Annotated in this window: 18 protein-coding genes; 9 read left to right on the forward strand and 9 right to left on the reverse strand. The window is 70.5% G+C overall.

The features are described from left to right. Positions 1-29: 29 nt before the first annotated feature. Positions 30-668 carry an LLM class flavin-dependent oxidoreductase gene (locus AB0M01_RS25910; protein ID WP_363673805.1) on the reverse strand — a complete coding sequence of 213 codons (639 nt, stop codon included), beginning with the start codon at positions 666-668 and terminating at the stop codon, positions 30-32. Between the two features lie 140 nt (positions 669-808). Between AB0M01_RS25910 and AB0M01_RS25915 the strand changes: the two genes are divergently transcribed. From AB0M01_RS25915 to AB0M01_RS25930, 4 genes are read left to right on the forward strand one after another with little or no spacing between them, the layout of a single operon-like run. After that, positions 809-2,074, forward strand: a complete 1,266-nt coding sequence (locus AB0M01_RS25915; RefSeq protein ID WP_363673807.1) for a crosslink repair DNA glycosylase YcaQ family protein — start codon at positions 809-811, stop codon at positions 2,072-2,074. Between the two features lie 52 nt (positions 2,075-2,126). Continuing rightward, entirely contained in the window at positions 2,127-3,146 is a 1,020-nt protein-coding gene (locus AB0M01_RS25920) for an aldo/keto reductase (RefSeq protein ID WP_363673809.1), read from the forward strand. A gap of 15 nt (positions 3,147-3,161) precedes the next feature. Further along, positions 3,162-3,980: an NADPH-dependent oxidoreductase gene (locus AB0M01_RS25925; RefSeq protein WP_363673811.1), complete on the forward strand. Its 819-nt coding sequence runs from the start codon at positions 3,162-3,164 to the stop codon at positions 3,978-3,980. Positions 3,981-4,024: 44 nt separating this feature from the next. Continuing rightward, positions 4,025-4,345: a hypothetical protein gene (locus AB0M01_RS25930; RefSeq protein ID WP_363673813.1), complete on the forward strand. Its 321-nt coding sequence runs from the start codon at positions 4,025-4,027 to the stop codon at positions 4,343-4,345. Between the two features lie 56 nt (positions 4,346-4,401). On the opposite strand, the gene AB0M01_RS25935 is transcribed toward AB0M01_RS25930, so the two are convergent. From AB0M01_RS25935 to AB0M01_RS25955, 5 genes are all read right to left on the reverse strand, one after another. Then, positions 4,402-5,574, reverse strand: coding sequence for a SpoIIE family protein phosphatase (locus AB0M01_RS25935; protein WP_363673815.1), 1,173 nt, complete (start codon positions 5,572-5,574; stop codon positions 4,402-4,404). Next, positions 5,571-6,374 (reverse strand): alpha/beta hydrolase, encoded by an 804-nt coding sequence (locus AB0M01_RS25940; RefSeq protein WP_363673817.1) that lies wholly within the window; start codon positions 6,372-6,374, stop codon positions 5,571-5,573. Before AB0M01_RS25940 ends, AB0M01_RS25935 begins: the two co-directional genes overlap by 4 nt. A gap of 42 nt (positions 6,375-6,416) precedes the next feature. After that, on the reverse strand, positions 6,417-6,725 hold the full coding sequence (locus tag AB0M01_RS25945) for a hypothetical protein (protein WP_363673819.1): 309 nt from the start codon (positions 6,723-6,725) through the stop codon (positions 6,417-6,419). Positions 6,726-6,812: 87 nt separating this feature from the next. Next, positions 6,813-7,151, reverse strand: coding sequence for an STAS domain-containing protein (locus AB0M01_RS25950; RefSeq protein ID WP_363673821.1), 339 nt, complete (start codon positions 7,149-7,151; stop codon positions 6,813-6,815). Continuing rightward, positions 7,148-7,885, reverse strand: a complete 738-nt coding sequence (locus AB0M01_RS25955; RefSeq protein WP_363673822.1) for a GAF and ANTAR domain-containing protein — start codon at positions 7,883-7,885, stop codon at positions 7,148-7,150. The genes AB0M01_RS25950 and AB0M01_RS25955 overlap by 4 nt, the downstream gene beginning before the upstream one ends. Positions 7,886-8,036: 151 nt before the next feature. Between AB0M01_RS25955 and AB0M01_RS25960 the strand changes: the two genes are divergently transcribed. The 3 genes from AB0M01_RS25960 (at position 8,037) to AB0M01_RS25970 (ending at position 10,071) form a co-directional block, all read left to right on the forward strand. Further along, a complete protein-coding gene (locus AB0M01_RS25960; RefSeq protein WP_363673824.1) occupies positions 8,037-8,504 on the forward strand; it encodes an SRPBCC family protein in 468 nt (155 codons plus the stop codon). A gap of 58 nt (positions 8,505-8,562) precedes the next feature. Beyond that, positions 8,563-9,531 (forward strand): serine hydrolase domain-containing protein, encoded by a 969-nt coding sequence (locus AB0M01_RS25965; protein ID WP_363673826.1) that lies wholly within the window; start codon positions 8,563-8,565, stop codon positions 9,529-9,531. A 174-nt stretch (positions 9,532-9,705) separates the two neighbouring features. Next, positions 9,706-10,071: a hypothetical protein gene (locus AB0M01_RS25970; RefSeq protein WP_363673828.1), complete on the forward strand. Its 366-nt coding sequence runs from the start codon at positions 9,706-9,708 to the stop codon at positions 10,069-10,071. 42 nt (positions 10,072-10,113) lie between these two features. Here the strand turns inward: AB0M01_RS25970 and AB0M01_RS25975 are convergent, their stop codons facing one another. After that, positions 10,114-11,853: a glycoside hydrolase family 9 protein gene (locus tag AB0M01_RS25975; RefSeq protein WP_363673830.1), complete on the reverse strand. Its 1,740-nt coding sequence runs from the start codon at positions 11,851-11,853 to the stop codon at positions 10,114-10,116. Between the two features lie 93 nt (positions 11,854-11,946). Between AB0M01_RS25975 and AB0M01_RS25980 the strand changes: the two genes are divergently transcribed. Beyond that, entirely contained in the window at positions 11,947-12,465 is a 519-nt protein-coding gene (locus tag AB0M01_RS25980; RefSeq protein ID WP_363673832.1) for a VOC family protein, read from the forward strand. Between the two features lie 35 nt (positions 12,466-12,500). Here AB0M01_RS25980 and AB0M01_RS25985 read toward each other — a convergent pair whose 3' ends face one another. Both AB0M01_RS25985 and AB0M01_RS25990 read right to left on the reverse strand, forming a co-directional pair. Continuing rightward, positions 12,501-12,713 (reverse strand): hypothetical protein, encoded by a 213-nt coding sequence (locus tag AB0M01_RS25985; RefSeq protein WP_363673834.1) that lies wholly within the window; start codon positions 12,711-12,713, stop codon positions 12,501-12,503. A gap of 259 nt (positions 12,714-12,972) precedes the next feature. Further along, positions 12,973-13,686 carry a DinB family protein gene (locus AB0M01_RS25990; RefSeq protein ID WP_363673836.1) on the reverse strand — a complete coding sequence of 238 codons (714 nt, stop codon included), beginning with the start codon at positions 13,684-13,686 and terminating at the stop codon, positions 12,973-12,975. Positions 13,687-13,750: 64 nt separating this feature from the next. Here AB0M01_RS25990 and AB0M01_RS25995 point away from each other — a divergent pair, with 64 nt between their 5' ends. Further along, entirely contained in the window at positions 13,751-14,545 is a 795-nt protein-coding gene (locus tag AB0M01_RS25995; protein WP_363673838.1) for a class I SAM-dependent methyltransferase, read from the forward strand. Positions 14,546-14,565: the final 20 nt, after the last annotated feature.

Raw genomic sequence — 14,565 nt, forward strand, 5'->3', positions numbered from 1 at the left:
TACTGCGCTCCTTGCTGGGGTGTTGGGTTTCAGGCGGCGGTGGGTTGGGCGGCGAGCAGCTCGCGGACCCGCGGGGCGACCTCGCGGCCGAGCAGCTCGATGGTGCGGGCCCGGGCGTCCCGGGGCAGGAACATCACGTCGTACTTGAGGTCGAAGCGGGTCAGGTGCAGGTCGCGGGCCACGGTCGCGATCTTCTGCGCGACGGTCTCCGGGGAGCCGACGAACAGCGCGCCCTCGTCGACCTCGGCGAGGTAGCGGTCCTTGGTGGTGGCGTAGAAGCCGCGTTCGCGGGCCAGGTTCTCGACCACCGGCTGCCAGTAGCGCCACCAGGTCTCGACGGCTTCGGCGTCGGTCTCGGCGACCATGCCGAGCGAGTGCTGGCCGATCGGGAGCCGCGGGGTGCCGAGGTCGTCGAGCGCGCGTTCGTACAGGGCGACGTTGCCGGCGAAACGTTGCGGGCGGCCGCCGATGATCGCCATCATCAGCGGCAGGCCGTACCGGGCGGCGCGGAGCACGGAGTTGGGCGTGCCGCCGACGCCGATCCAGGTGGGGATGCCGCCGGGGCGCATCCGCGGGTGCAGGGTCTGGCCGGTCAGCGGCGCCCGGACGGAGCCAAACCAGGTGACCACCTCACCGAAGGAGTCGAGTCCCAGCTCGAAACCACTCATCACTGTCGCCTCGTCCCGTCGTCGGCCCTTGGGGTTGACATGTCAATCATATCCTTGAGTTGACGCGTCAACTCGGGTTCGAGAGAAGTAACGCGAGGTTCCGGCGAATTCTTCCCACCGGTACTGAGTAGATTCGGTGCATGGCGATCGGCCCGGCGGTATCGGTGGACGCGGCGCGGCGGGTCGCGCTGGGGGCGCAGGGGTTCGGGGCGGCGCGGCCTGCGCGGGTTGGGGTGCGGGAGTTGCGCCGGGCGGTCGAGCGGATCGGGGTGTTGCAGCTCGACTCGGTGAACGTGTTGTGCCGGTCGCACTACCTGCCGTTGTTCTCGCGGCTGGGGGACTACTCGCGGGAGCGGCTGGACCGGATGTGCTGGGGTGGCGGCGAGCTGTTCGAGTACTTCTGGGGGCACAAGGCGGCGCTGCTGCCAGTGGCGTCGTACCCGCTGGTGCGGTGGCGGATGGAGGTGGTGTCGCGGCAGGTGTGGGATCAGCCGCTGCATCCGGAGCTGCAGGTGCCGTGGTCGGTGGTGGTGGGGATGCGGCGGCTGGAGGTCGAGCGGCCGGGGCTGGTCGACGAGGTGCTGGCGATGGTTGCCGCTGAGGGGCCGATCACGGCGGGGGAGGCCGACCGGGACGGCGTACGGCGGAAGCGGAGCGACCCGGACCCGGACCCGTCGACCGGGCGGATGTGGAACTGGCAGGACGCGAAGATCGCGATCGAGTACCTGTTCGCGAGCGGGAAGGTGGCGATCGCCGGGCGGCGGCACTTCGAGCGGCTGTACGACGTCGCCGAGCGGGTGCTGCCGGCGGCCGCTGTGGACGTGGATGATGACGAGGCGCGCCGGGAACTGGTGCGGATCGCGGCGCGGTCGCTCGGGGTGATGACGGCGGGCGAGCTGTGCGGTGCGACCAAGGGCCACTATCCGTTGCCTGCAGCAACTGCTCGCCGAGTGGTCGGTGAGCTCGTCGACGCGGGCGACCTCGTCCCCGTACAGGTCGACGGCGTGAAGCAGCAGAGCTACCTCTGGAGAGACGCCGAGGACCGGCCGATCGACGCCCGCGCGCTGCTCTCGCCGTTCGACACCCTGATCTGGAACCGCGACCGCACCGAACGCCTCTTCGGCTTCCGCTACCGGATCAGCATCTACACCCCGGAGCCGCAACGGATCCACGGGTACTACGTGCTGCCGTTCCTGCTCGGCGACCAGCTCGTCGCCCGGGTGGACCTCAAGGCCGACCGGCGGAACGCGACCCTCGTGGTGCCAACGCTCACTGCAGATGCGACCGAGGTGGTCGAGCCACTCGCTGCCGAGCTGCAACTGATGGCCCGCTGGCTGGAGCTGGACCGGGTGGAGGTGACAGCCCGCGGAGCTTTCGGACGGAAGCTTGCGAGGGTGGTCAACTGACCTAGAATGACCACTGATTCACTGCACATTCGATGCCTCGGTGAGGACCTTGATGACGACCACGTACGCCGCCGCCGGTGATCGCTACGAGCAGCTCGCCTACCGGCGGGCCGGGCGGTCCGGGCTGGACCTGCCGGCGATCTCGCTCGGGCTGTGGCAGAAGTTCGGCACCGACTACCCGTTCGCCACCCAGCGGGCGATCGTGCTGCACGCCTTCGACCTCGGCGTCACCCACATCGACAACGCCAACCGGTACGGGCCGCCGTTCCGTGGCGCGGAGAAGTTCCTCGGGCGGTTGCTGCGCACCGACCTCGCGCCGTACCGGGACGAGCTGGTGATCACCACCAAGGCCGGCAACCCGATTGCGCCCGGCCCGTACGCCAAGGGTGGGTCGCGCAAGTCGTTGCTGAGCTCGCTCGACCACAGCCTGCGTGATCTCGGGACCGAGTACGTCGACGTCTTCTACCACCACCGGCCCGACCCGGGCACGCCGCTGGAGGAGACCGTCGGTGCGCTGGTCAGCGCCGTCCAGCAGGGCAAGGCCTTGTACGTCGGGCTGTCGAACTACCCGACCGACCAGGCGCACGAGGCCGCCGTGCTGCTGCGGCAGGCCGGCGTACGGCTGCTCGTGCACCAGCCGCGGTACTCGATCTTCGACCGGACGCCGGAACGCTCGGGCCTGCTCGACCAAGCGGCGGCCGACGGGTTCGGGTTGGTTGCCTACAGCCCCTTGGCGCAGGGGCTGCTGACCGACAAGTACCTCGACGGGACGATCCCCGAGGGCGCCCGGGCGGCGATCAGCACGTTCCTGTCAGCGGACCAGATCGACGCGACCTACCGCGAGCGCGCGACGGCGCTGAGCAAGATCGCGCACGCGCGCGGCCAGTCGCTCGCGCAGCTGGCGCTGCAGTGGGTGCTGCGGCGGCCGGAGGTGACCACCGCGCTGATCGGTGCCAGCTCGACGAGCCAGCTCGACCACAACCTCGCGGCGCTGAGCTTCCCGCCGCTGACCGATGCCGAGCTGGCGCTGATCGACGAGCATGGTGTGCACGGCACCGGCCAGCGGTCCTGATCTGTGGAGGCGTTCGTGACCCTTTCCCCTGAGGCTTCCTACCGTGAGCGGTACGGCTCGGAGGTGACACCGCCGGCCGAGTGGACCGAGGTGCTCGCGCAGCAGCTCGCCCACCGGTCGGTGCGCAGCTACCGGCCCGACCCGGTCCCGGACGAGACGCTGACGGCGCTGATCGCCGCGGCGCAGTCGGCGCCGACGTCGGGCAACCTGCAGCTGTGGAGCGTGGTCGCCGTACGGGAGGAAGCGCGTCGTACGCGGCTGGCCGAGCTCGCGGGGGAGCAGGACTTCATCGCGGAGGCGCCGCTGCTGCTCGTGTGGCTCGCGGACCTGGCCCGCGCCCGGCACGTGACCGAGCAGATCGGGCAGGCGTCGTCGGAGGGCGCGGACTTCGTCGAGGCGGCGCTGCTCGGTTTCGTGGACGTCGCGCTCGCGGCGCAGAACGCGGCGCTGGCCGCGGAGTCGCTCGGGCTCGGGACGGTGTTCGTCGGTGCGATCCGGAACCGGCCGCTCGAGGTCGCGGCCGAGCTGGAGCTGCCGGCGAACGTGTTCCCGGTCTTCGGGCTGACCGTCGGCCACCCCGCCCGGTACGACGAGACGACGGTCAAGCCGCGGCTCCCGCAGGAAGCCGTGCTGCACCACGAGCGGTACGCGCTGGAGCCGCAGGCCGCTCATGTGGACGCGTACGAGGAGGTGCTGAACGAGTACTACGCCGCGGCCGGGCTGCCGATGAGCTGGGTCCGGCGGGTGGCGTCGCGGTTCGGGAGCGTGGCCGGGCTGAAGGGCCGCGAGCACCTGCGCGAGGCGCTCCGGGCGAAGGGGTTCCAGCTTCGGTGAGAGCGCTTGCGTGACGGAGGGGACCACTGGCGCGTTGACAAGGCATGAAGACTCACGGGGACAGTGTTGAGGAGGTTCGGCCGGACACGGTCGATCCCGGGCTCGCGGCGGCGACGCTGAGCGTCTACGCGCACCGCCACGAGGTGATCCATCTGTTGTACTCGGCAACCGACGAGCCGGACGCGCTGCGCCGGGTGGCGGAGATCCTGCACCTGGAGGAGTCGACCGTGGCCCGGGTGCTCGACCAGCCGCTGCGGTGGATGGCCGCTCCGGCGCGCGAGGCGCTGGAGCTGGCCGCCGCCCGCGGGATGGCCGCCGAGCTCAGTCCAGCGGCGGCGGAGCGCAGCCCAGCGGTGGTGGAGTAGTCCACTCTGCGCTCGCCCGTCAGCAGGGCGGGGTGCGGTCCTCGTAGAGCGACGGGCTAACGCTTCGCGCTGATCGCGAGCAGGGCGGTGTCGTCGGCGAGTGGTTCGCCGAAGCTGGTGAGCAGGTCGGAGAGGGCTTTGACCAGCTCGCTGGCCGGCGTACCGGCGTACTGGACGGCGAGGTTGCGCAGGGCCTGCTCGCCGTAGAAGTCATCGCCGACGCGGGCCTCGGTGAGGCCGTCGGTGTAGAGCAGCAGGGTGTCACCGGGGTGCAGGCGCAGGCGGGTCGGGGGGAACTCGCCGGTCGGGAGGATGCCGATCAGCGTGCCGTCGGCGCTCGGGAGGAACCCGGCGGTGCCGTCGGCGCGGATCAGCAGCGGGGGCGGGTGGCCGCCGGAGGCGAACTCGATCTCGACCTGGCCGGTGCCGGGGTCGCGGGTCAGCGTGCCGAAGACGGCGGTGCAGTACCGCGGGTCGCCGGTCGCGAAGCGCTCGTTGAGGACCGCGTTGAGCGTCGCGAGAGCGGAGCCGGGATCGTGCAGTGCGGCGGCGCGCAGGGTGTAGCGGGCGAGCGAGGTGACGGCCGCGGCGGCCGGGCCCTTGCCGCAGACGTCGCCGAGGAAGAAGCCCCAGCGTTCCCGGTCGACGGCGAAGACGTCGTAGAAGTCGCCGCCGAGCTGGATCGCGGAGGCGGTGTGGTAGTACGCCGCGGTCTCGACGCCGGGAATGTCGGGGAGCTGCGCGGGGAGCAGGGATTGCTGGAGAACGGCCAGCGCGTCCTGGAGCTGAGCGCGATCGGCTTCGGCCTGGCGCTGGGCCTCCTCGGCCAGCTTGCGGCCTCTCAGCAGCTCCTCCTCGTACGCCCGGCGGAGCTGCGCGTCGAAGACCGTCGTACGGGTCAGCGCCGGTTCGCCGTTGTCGTCGTACTTGACGATCGACGAGACCAGGACCGGGATGCGGCCGCCGTCGGTCGACTTGAGCTCGAGGGCGACGCCGCTGACCTCGCCCTGCATCCGCAGCAGCGGCGCGAGGTGCGTCTCGTGGTACAGCCGACCGCCGATCGTCAGCAGGTCGGTGAAGCGCTTGCGCCCGACCACCTCGTCACGCCGCAGGCCGAGCCAGCCGAGCAGCGTCGCGTTGATCATCACGATCGTGCCGTCCATCGCCGTCGACACCTGACCGCTCGGCACGGACTCGTAGACCTCCTCGGCGCTGTCGCCCTGGCTCACCTCAGGTCCGCGAGGAAGTCGGTGATCGCACGGTTCGTCGCCTCCGGCGCGGACAGGTGCGGGCAGTGGCCGGTTGCGTCGAGCGTGACGAGGGTCGAGCCGGCGATGGCGGCATGCGTGTACGCACCGACCTCGCGCGGCGCGATCACGTCCTCGGTCGCCTCCAGGATCAGCGTCGGCACCCGCACCGAGGCCAGATCCTTGCGCGAGTCCGACAGGAACGTCGTACGGGCGAACACCCGCGCCATCGCCGGGTCGGTCGCGCAGAAGCTCGTCGTCAGCTCCTCACCGAGCTCGGGGCGGTCGGCGTTGCCCATGATCACCGGTGCCATCGCCGACGACCAGCCGAGGTAGTTGGACTCCAGCGAGGCGAGCAGCTCGTCGATGTCGTCGCGGCCGAAACCGCCGCGGTAGTCGCCGTCGTTCAGGTAGCACGGCGACGGCGCGACCATCACCAGCGCGCCGATCCGCTCCGGCGCCTTGCGAGCGGCCAGGACGCCGATCATCGCGCTGACCGAGTGCCCGACGAAGACCGCGTCGTGCAGGTCGAGCGCCGTACAGACCTCGACGACGTCGTCGGCGTACCCGTCGAGGCTGGAGTAGCGCTGCTCGTCGAAGGCGGCCGGGTCGGACTGGCCGGAGCCGACGTAGTCGAACAGGGCGACGCGGTAGTCGCCGGCGAGCGCGGGGACGGTCAGGCGCCACATGTTCTGGTCGCAGCCGAAGCCGTGCGCGAGCAGGACCGGCCGGCCGCCGGGGTTCCCGGTGGTGATGACGTTGTTCCGGCGCAGGGTGTCCACCTGGACATCTTCGCAGTCGGGCCGAGGGCTCGCGGGGACGCCTTACCGGCGCTTGCGCTGCTTGTCGTACAGGGGGCCCGGGCAGGGCTCCTCGCCGGCGGCGTCGGCGAGGTCGTACGCGACCAGCGGGCAGCGGGTGCAGTAGAGCAGTCCGTCGTCCGGGTCGACCAGGAGGTCGTGGTTGCCGGTCTGGAACGGGACCGGGCAGGCCGTGTGCTCGATCTCCAGGCGGTCCGCGAAGTGCGTGTCGCAGCGGATGCAGACCGGGCCCGCGGCGAACCGGCCCTGAGCGGTGACGCGGTGCAGGTCGACCACCTGGTGACCGTTGATCTCGGCGTACGGATCCGTCACGGGCGTCGTCCTCCAGGCTGGTCTGCGCTCGCCCTCCTAGGTGCCCACAGCAAGGTTGTCGTACGCATCCGGTCTATGACGGATCCGTCACGAGCCGGCCGGGACCCGGTCGACGACCGTCAGCAGCTTGTGCAGCATCGTCACCCGGAGCACGGACTCGACCCGCGGCTGCGGCGCCGCGAGGGTCAGCGAGCCGCCCGCGGCATCGGCCGCGCGGTGCAGCTGGACCAGCGCGCCGAGGCCGCTGGAGTCGCAGAACGAGAGGCCGGCCAGGTCGAGGATCAGCGCCCGGCCCGCGGAGACCACGGGCTCGCCCGCGGCCAGCAGGTCGTTCGTCGTACCGAAGTCGAGCTCGCCGGAGACCGTCGCGACCACGTCGGTCCCGCGGTCCTCGGTGCTGACCGTCAGCAGCTGGAAATCGCTCACTGGGGAAGTTTACGGGTGTCGATCAGCTGCTGGGCGACGTCCCGGAGCTTGGTGTTGGTGTCCTGCGAGTAGCGCTTCAGGATCTCGAACGCGCGCGACTCGTCCAGGTCGAAACGCTCCATCAGGATGCCCATCGCCTGACCGACCAGCTTGCGGGCGTCGACCGCGGCCGTCATCGTCTCGCCGTCCCGGGCCGAGGCGACCGCGACCGACGCGTGCCGGGCCAGGATGTACGCGATCGCCTCGTCGTCGGCGGTGAAGGCGTCCGCGCTGTCGTTGTACAGACTCAGTACGCCGACCAGCTGCTCGGCGGCCCACATCGGTACGTGCAGCACCGAGCCCACGCCGTACGACGTCAGGCGGCGGCTCCAGGCGGGCCAGCGGGTCTCGGTCGCGACGTCGGCGACGTACACGGTGCTGCCGTTGGTGAGCGCGGCGAGGAGCGGGCCCTCGCCGGAGTCGATCTGCTCCTGGTAGATCCGCGCGACCAGCGGGTCGGTGACGGCGCCGATCTCCCAGCCGCCGTGCGTGGTGAGCATCACCCCGGCGTACGTGCAGGCTTCGGCCTGCAGGGCGAACTGGACGACGGCGTCGACGGTTTCTTCCACGCCGTCGGCATCGTGCAGCTCGACGGCCAGTTGCGCGAACACCGTGGCGAGCAGCGGCTCCGGACCGTCGAGAGCCCCCTGCAGGACCTGCTGGTCCACCGCCGGGGCCGAGGCGTGCTCAGTCATGCCCCATATGATGCACGGCCGCTCTCTTCGCGCCACATAACTCCTCGATGATGGTCCCGAGTCGTTACCGGCGTGTTCGGCTGCTGTTTCCGGTGGTTTGGTGCGGGAACCGGCGACGGGTCAGCACTTCTCGGAGGGAAGGACCGGTTCGATGGGTGACTACGAGGCGTCGACCGTGGTGGATGTGGCGCCGAACGTGCTGTTCGACTACCTGTCGGACGTCGAGCGGCTGCCGGAGTACTTGCCGCAGATGACCTCGGCTCATCGGCTGGAGGAGCCGTCGGTGGAATCGCAGGGTGCGGAGGCGAGGCTTCCCGGGGAGGCGGTCCACGAGCGGGTCGAGGTGGCTGCGGTGGAGGGCGACTCGGCGCGTGAGGTGCGGAGCGAGGCGGAGCTGGAGATCGTCGAGGAGGGCCGGAAGATCCGCTGGTCGGCGCCGGGGCCGCACGAGTACCACGGGGAGCTGGACGTGGACTTCGTCGCGGACGGGACTGCGCGGTTGACGGTGCGGTTGCACACGGCGCACGTGGAGGGTCCGTCGATCGACGAGGGGTTGGAGCGGACGCTGGCCGGGATCAAGGCGACGGTGGAGAGCCCGGAGAAGCAGCCACGGGAGTAGGTGCCCGGGGGTTGGTATTCGCCCGGCGGGAGCGCTGGGTCGCGAGTAGTCTCCCCGCGTGGAGAAGCTGCAGCGGGTGCTCGACGGGTTGGTGGCTGACGGAGCTTCCGGCGTACTGGTGCATTGGCGTGGGCCAGAGGGCGAGTGGGTCGGCGGCAGCGGGGTGGGTGAACGGGCGGGTGGGCAACCTGTGGACCCATCGAGCTGGTTCCGTGCCGGAAGCATCACGAAGACCTTCACCGCGGTCGTCGTGCTGCAGCTGGCGACCGAGGGACTGGTGCGGCTCGACGGCCCGGCAGCGGACTGGTTGCCCTCGGACGTGTCGGTGCGGCAGCTGCTGAACCACACGAGTCGCCTCTACAGCTACACCGACGACCTCCCGGACGTGGCAGGAATCGTCGAGGGCCGCTTCGATCATTGGGACCCGCGGGAGACGCTGGCCCGCGTGGTCGGAAGGCCTCGCGTCGCCGAGGAGTGGTCCTACTCGAACACGAACTACATCGCCCTCGGGTTGCTGATCGAAGCGGTGACGGGTCGTCCGTACGCCGACGTCGTGCGCGATCGGATTCTCGAACCACTCGGGTTGCACCACACGCGCCTCCCCGGCGACGACCTGGAGCTTCCCACGCCGGGTCTGCACGCTTATCTGGAGGTCGACGGGGACTTGGTGGACGTCGCTCGGGTCAACGTCTCCCAGGCCTGGGCGGCCGGTGAGCTGATGTCCACGGCGGTTGACCTGAACTGCTTCTACTCGGCGCTACTTGGCGGCGAACTGCTCGGTGCGGAAGCTCTCGACGAGATGCTCGCCGCAGTGCCGACCGGCGACGGGTCGGCGTACGGGCTGGGCATCGCGCGGGAGACGCTGCCCGACGGGCAGGTCCTGTGGGGTCACACCGGTGGAATCTTCGGCTACCACACCGTCAGCTACCACGCGCCTGACCTGACTCGGCAGGTCACCCTCGCCCACGCTGGAGCCCACGGCGAGGAACCGGACACAGCTCCGCTGCTGGCGGCGCTGCTCGGCTGAGACCTGGCTGGGCTCACGCGCTGCTGCGCCTGGCCGACGCGCTGTCCGGCGTACACCTGCTGGGCTGGTGCGTTGCAGGAACCTGCAACGGGTTTGCTGGTTCGGGGTGGGGCGGCGAGCGTGTGCGGACCAGGCCCCCGGTCGGTCGGGGGCAAACCGCCCACTGGAGGAATCATGTTCGAGATCAAGCGTGGTACTGCCGCCGTACTGACCGTGCCGTTGCTGGTCGGTGGCTTCGTGGTCGTCAGCACGCAGACTGCCGAGGCGGCCTGCAACCGGCCGGCGACGCAGAACCTCAGCCCGGCCGCCGGGCGGGTCAAGTCCGCGTCGCCGCTGCGCGTCGGGCCGTCGGAGGGATGCGGCGTGGTGCGCACGATCGGCACCGGGACCGACCTGTTCTACCACTGCTGGGTCGAGAACACGGCCGGCAACAAGTGGACCTACGTCCGGGTCGCGAACACCAACGTCGAGGGCTGGATGTACAACGGCAACCTCAACGACGGCGGCAGCGTGCACCCCGACAACCGCTGCCGGGCCTGACCCCGAGGACGGCGCCTCACGCACGGGGCGAGGCGCCGTCCCTCAGCAGGCCGACGCGACCGCGAGCAGGAACCAGCCGGTGTGCGGGATCCACTGCTCGGCCCAGCGCCAGCTGTCGCCCTCGGGGGCGGCGTCCGGGAGGAAGGCGATGTCGGCCTCGTCCGTCCAGCCCGCGGTGATGCCGTTGAGGATGCCGCCGGGGAGGTTGGGGAAGTCCGAGGTGTAGTCGGCGTTGTTGCGGCCGCGGCCGTGGAGCATCGAGGTGTCGAAGGGGTTTCGGCCGGTGATCCAGGCGAGTTGGTCGGCGGCGAAGGTGTGCAGGTCCGCGGTGCGGGCCTCGGGGTGTTTCGCGCAGGCGTGCGCTGCGGCGGCGAGGGAGGCGATCGCGGCGTTCTCGCCCTGCCACCAGTAGCCGGTCTCGTTGGCGTGGGGGAAGAAAAAGGCCTCGCGGGGTAGGCAACCGGTTGGTTGGTTGAGCGTGCGAGGGTAGCCGAAGGGGTTGGGGACGGATGCGGTGCGGTCGAGGATCGCGTGCATCGCGTCGATCGCCGTACGGCGTGCTGCGCCGGCTTCGGGGGCGTCGGGGAGGAGCTCGGCGAAGCGGAGGAGGGCGAGGATCGGGAGGCCTGGCTCGGCGGCGTGGAAGAAGGGCCGGCCCAGGTCGTCGGCGCGGAAGTAGCCGGAATGGTTGTCGCTGGGCTGGTCGGCACGGGAGGTCCCGGAGCCGTTGTCGGTGGGCTTCTCGTACCGGCTGATCAGGGAAGTTGCTCGGCGGCGAGCGGCTTCGGTGCTCATATCGTGCGACTGTTCGGCTGCGGCCAGAGCTGCGGTCAGTTCGGTGGCGGCGAGCAGGGCGCAGTAGTCGTCGATGATCGACTCCTTGCCGTCGAAGAGGTAGGCGAGGTTCTGCTTCTCGAGGTGCTCGAACGCCTCTCGGGCCGCCGTCAGGTACGTCGTACGAGGGAAGTCACCGTCGTCGTCGACGGTCGCGGCGCGGGCCAGGGCGGCGATGGCCAGGCCGCCGCCTTGGCGGTACGCCGCTTGGTAGCGGCTGGTGCGGACGCAGTCCTGGAGCGGCGCGGTGATCACCCGTTCGTCGAGCTGCTTGGTGAGCGCGTCGAAGATGCCGGTGTAGAAGTAGCCGTCGGGGGAGCGGAAGCGGACGAGGAAGTCGGCACCCCAGAGCGCTTCGTCGCGGAGGCGGGCGCCGAGGATCTTGGTGAGGGCGGGGCTCAGTTCGTCGCGGGCGGCGAGCATGGCCCAGGCGCAGAGGGGGATCTGTTGCGGGCTCATCGTGGACGTGTAGGTGAGGTGGGAGAGGAACTTGCTGGTGTCGCCGCTCGCGTCGAGCCAGCCGCCGCGGGCGTCGACCGTCGTACCGGAGTCGTCGTCCCAGCGGCGCGCGGTGCGGTCCTTGCGGTCGATCTCGCCGCTGGAGCGCATCGCTTTGAAGTAGGCCAGTACGTCGGACATGGTCTGGCGCTGGAGGCGCTCGGGGGCGATCACGAAGGGCTCCGAGGTGAGCTCGAGGTCACCGGTGCGGGCGCGCACGAAATAGGTGCCGGGGGCAAGGGATTGGGGGAGGGGGATCCGGGAGTACGGGCCGCCGGTCCACCCCGGAACCTTCTCGATTTTTCCTGGGACCAGATGATGGGTTGTTTCGGGTCCGACGAGTTCGGCGGTGAGTGGTCCTGAAGGGACGACCGCGATGACGGCCGTCGTGCCGCCGGCGCCGAGGTGGGGGACCAGGATCGCCGGCGTGTGCTCGTCCAGTGGGCGCATCAGCCCATTGTCTGGTGGATCCAGCTCACCGGGCTGCGCTTAGATTGAGTGTTCAACTATCATGGTCGGAGGTGACCGAGAGAGTTGGGGAACATGGCGATCTTCAGGCTGAATCATGCGGTGCTGTACGTCGGGGACGTGGCGAGGAGTGTCGCGTTCTACCGTGACGTGCTCGGCTTCGGGTACACCGAGGGTGGCGACGGTTTCCAGGGGGCCGCGTTCCTGCGGGCGCCGGGTTCGACCAACGACCACGACCTCGGGCTGTTCGAGATCGGCGCGCAGGCCGGGCCGTCGCTGGCCGGGCGGGCGACGGTCGGGCTGTACCACCTGGCGTGGGAGGTGGACACGCTCGGCGATCTCGCGGATCTCGAGCAGGGGCTGACCGCGGCGGGTGCGCTGGTCGGCAAGTCGGATCACGGGACGACGAAGTCGCTGTACGGCAAGGACCCGGACGGGCTGGAGTTCGAGATCGTCTGGATCATCCCGGCGGAGCTGCTGACTGATGCCGACCGCAACAAAGCGGGGGTGGCGCCGCTGGATCTGGCGGCCGAGCTCGAGAAGTACGGGCGTGAGGCGAAGAGCGGGGTCGGGATCTCCCGGACGGCCGGCTGAGCGCGTCGCGCTCAGCGTGGTGGGATCAGGCCCCTTCACCCGAGCGCGCGGTCGAGGGTGTCGCGTGGTGCCGGTACGCCGTGGGCCGGCAGCACGAGGTCGATCGGCCGCGCGAGCAGCGGCGCGAGGGTTTCGGCGAGCTCGGCGCGGGAGAGGCCGGTGCCTTCGGGTGGGACCTCCAGGCCGCGGCCGAAGTCGGCGAGGCTGTCGCCGGTGATGACGAGCCGGCGGTCCTCGATCCACAGCACGAGGTCGTTGTGGGTTCGCCCGGGGAACACCTCGATGCCGAACGGCAGTTGGTCGCCGGCAGAGAACCACTTGTGCTCGTGCGACTGCAGTGGGTCGGCGTAGAGCCAGGCGAGGTCTGGGCTTCCGGAGCCCGCCTGCTCCCGCGTGACGCCGTACTTCGTGATCAGGTCGTCGGCGGTGTCCGGCCAGTGGTCGGCGGGGGGCCAGTCGGGGTGTGGCGCTTGCCAGTTCCAGAGGCCGGGGTGAGCTCGGCGAGGGTCATCGAGGCAGCAGGGCCAGGTCGCGTTCGGCGTACTGGCGGTGTTCCCACTCCTCGATGAGGACGATGTTCAGGCACTCGGTGATGGGGAGGTCCTCGATCACCGGCCAGCCGGGGGCGGTCTGGGTGACGGTCGTCGCGAGCTGGGTGTCGGTGAGGCCGGCGAGGAAGTCGCGGACCATCGTCTGGCGCTCCGTGCGGAGGGCGAGCGCTTCGTCGAGGGACGGGCGGGCTTCGCGGTCCCACGGGATGCCGGGCCAGCCGGGTGCCTCGTCCCAGGGGAGGCTGAGCGGGTGCCACGGTGACGGGTTGCCGAGGATCATCCGGCCGACCCAGGCGTCGCTGGCGAAGCTCAGGTGCCGCAGGGTCTGGATGAACGACCACTCGCCGCCGACGCTGCGGTGCAGGTCCTCCTCGGGGAACGTGCGGGCACGCTCGACCGTGCCGGCCCAGAGGCGTTCCAGGATCGCCCAGGCCTCCCGGTAGCCGTCGGCGGTCTCGGGGCGCATCTTCGTGCGTTCCGGCGTACGGCGGTTGAGCTCGGCGTCGATCAGCGGCGCGATGTCGACCCCGTTCACGACCACGTTGATCAGCTCGCCGTGGATCTCCACGTCGTGCAGCTCGACGCCGTGCAGCGTGCTGCGGTAGAGGCCGCCGCCGCGGACCACGAGATCGCTGAAGTCGACCTTGCGTACGAGTCGTCTGTCGTCCATGCCAGTCACGATAGGGCCGTTGCCGGACATTCCCCTTCCGCGAATCCGGTCAGATGATGAGCAGATGGACGAGCACGAGCTGAACAGGGTGATCTGGAGCGCGGGGACCTGGGACACGGTGGCGGCGCTGGTCGCGTCGGTCGGGCCGAAGCTGCTGGACGAGGTGCCGGTCGGGCCGGGCGTCGAAGTGCTCGACGTCGCGACCGGTTCGGGCAGCTCGGTCGCGATCCCGGCCGTGCAGCGCGGCGCCACGGTCGTCGCGAGCGACCTGACGCCGCAGCACTTCGTGGCCGGACGGCGACGGGCGGCCGCAGCGGGCGTCGAGCTGGAGTGGGTCGAGGCGGACGCGGAGGAACTGCCGTTCGAGGACGGCCGGTTCGACCGGGTGTTCTCGACGTTCGGGCACATGTTCGCGCCGGACCAGGCGAAGGCCGGCGCCGAGCTGGTCCGGGTCTGCAAGCCCGGCGGCACGATCGCGCTCGCCACCTGGACGCCGTCCGGGTACGCCGGGCAACTGTTCGGCGTGATCGGGCAGCACCTCCCGCCGGGTCCCGGTGGAGCGTCACCGGTCGCGTGGGGCGAGGCCGATCACGTCCGCGCGATGGTCCCCGGCGTGGACTTCACCTTCCACACCGACAGCGTCGACCTGACCGCGCCGAGCGTCGAGGAGTTCGCCGCGCTCTACGCCGAGAACTTCGGCCCGCTGGTGGTCGCCCGCGAGGCGCTCGGGCCGCGCTGGTCCGCGCTGCACGACGACCTGCTTGCCTACGACAACGAGTGGAACGCGGCCACCGACGGGTCGCTGCGGATCGTCGCGGAGTACCTGGTCTCGGTCGGTCGCAAGCCGGTCGCCGGGTGACCGCATACTGTGCACAAGAG

The organism is Kribbella sp. NPDC051770 (assembly GCF_040681455.1).
Classification (GTDB): Bacteria; Actinomycetota; Actinomycetes; order Propionibacteriales; family Kribbellaceae; genus Kribbella.

What these genes read in the sequence shown, in the direction of transcription:
- AB0M01_RS25910 (WP_363673805.1), bottom strand. Translation starts at nt 668, where the DNA reads ATGAGTGGTTTCGAGCTGGGACTCGACTCCTTCGGTGAGGTGGTCACC.
- AB0M01_RS25915 (WP_363673807.1), top strand. Translation starts at nt 809, where the DNA reads ATGGCGATCGGCCCGGCGGTATCGGTGGACGCGGCGCGGCGGGTCGCG.
- AB0M01_RS25920 (WP_363673809.1), top strand. Translation starts at nt 2,127, where the DNA reads ATGACGACCACGTACGCCGCCGCCGGTGATCGCTACGAGCAGCTCGCC.
- AB0M01_RS25930 (WP_363673813.1), top strand. Translation starts at nt 4,025, where the DNA reads ATGAAGACTCACGGGGACAGTGTTGAGGAGGTTCGGCCGGACACGGTC.
- AB0M01_RS25955 (WP_363673822.1), bottom strand. Translation starts at nt 7,885, where the DNA reads ATGACTGAGCACGCCTCGGCCCCGGCGGTGGACCAGCAGGTCCTGCAG.
- AB0M01_RS25960 (WP_363673824.1), top strand. Translation starts at nt 8,037, where the DNA reads ATGGGTGACTACGAGGCGTCGACCGTGGTGGATGTGGCGCCGAACGTG.
- AB0M01_RS25970 (WP_363673828.1), top strand. Translation starts at nt 9,706, where the DNA reads ATGTTCGAGATCAAGCGTGGTACTGCCGCCGTACTGACCGTGCCGTTG.
- AB0M01_RS25975 (WP_363673830.1), bottom strand. Translation starts at nt 11,853, where the DNA reads ATGCGCCCACTGGACGAGCACACGCCGGCGATCCTGGTCCCCCACCTC.
- AB0M01_RS25980 (WP_363673832.1), top strand. Translation starts at nt 11,947, where the DNA reads ATGGCGATCTTCAGGCTGAATCATGCGGTGCTGTACGTCGGGGACGTG.
- AB0M01_RS25990 (WP_363673836.1), bottom strand. Translation starts at nt 13,686, where the DNA reads ATGGACGACAGACGACTCGTACGCAAGGTCGACTTCAGCGATCTCGTG.
- AB0M01_RS25995 (WP_363673838.1), top strand. Translation starts at nt 13,751, where the DNA reads ATGGACGAGCACGAGCTGAACAGGGTGATCTGGAGCGCGGGGACCTGG.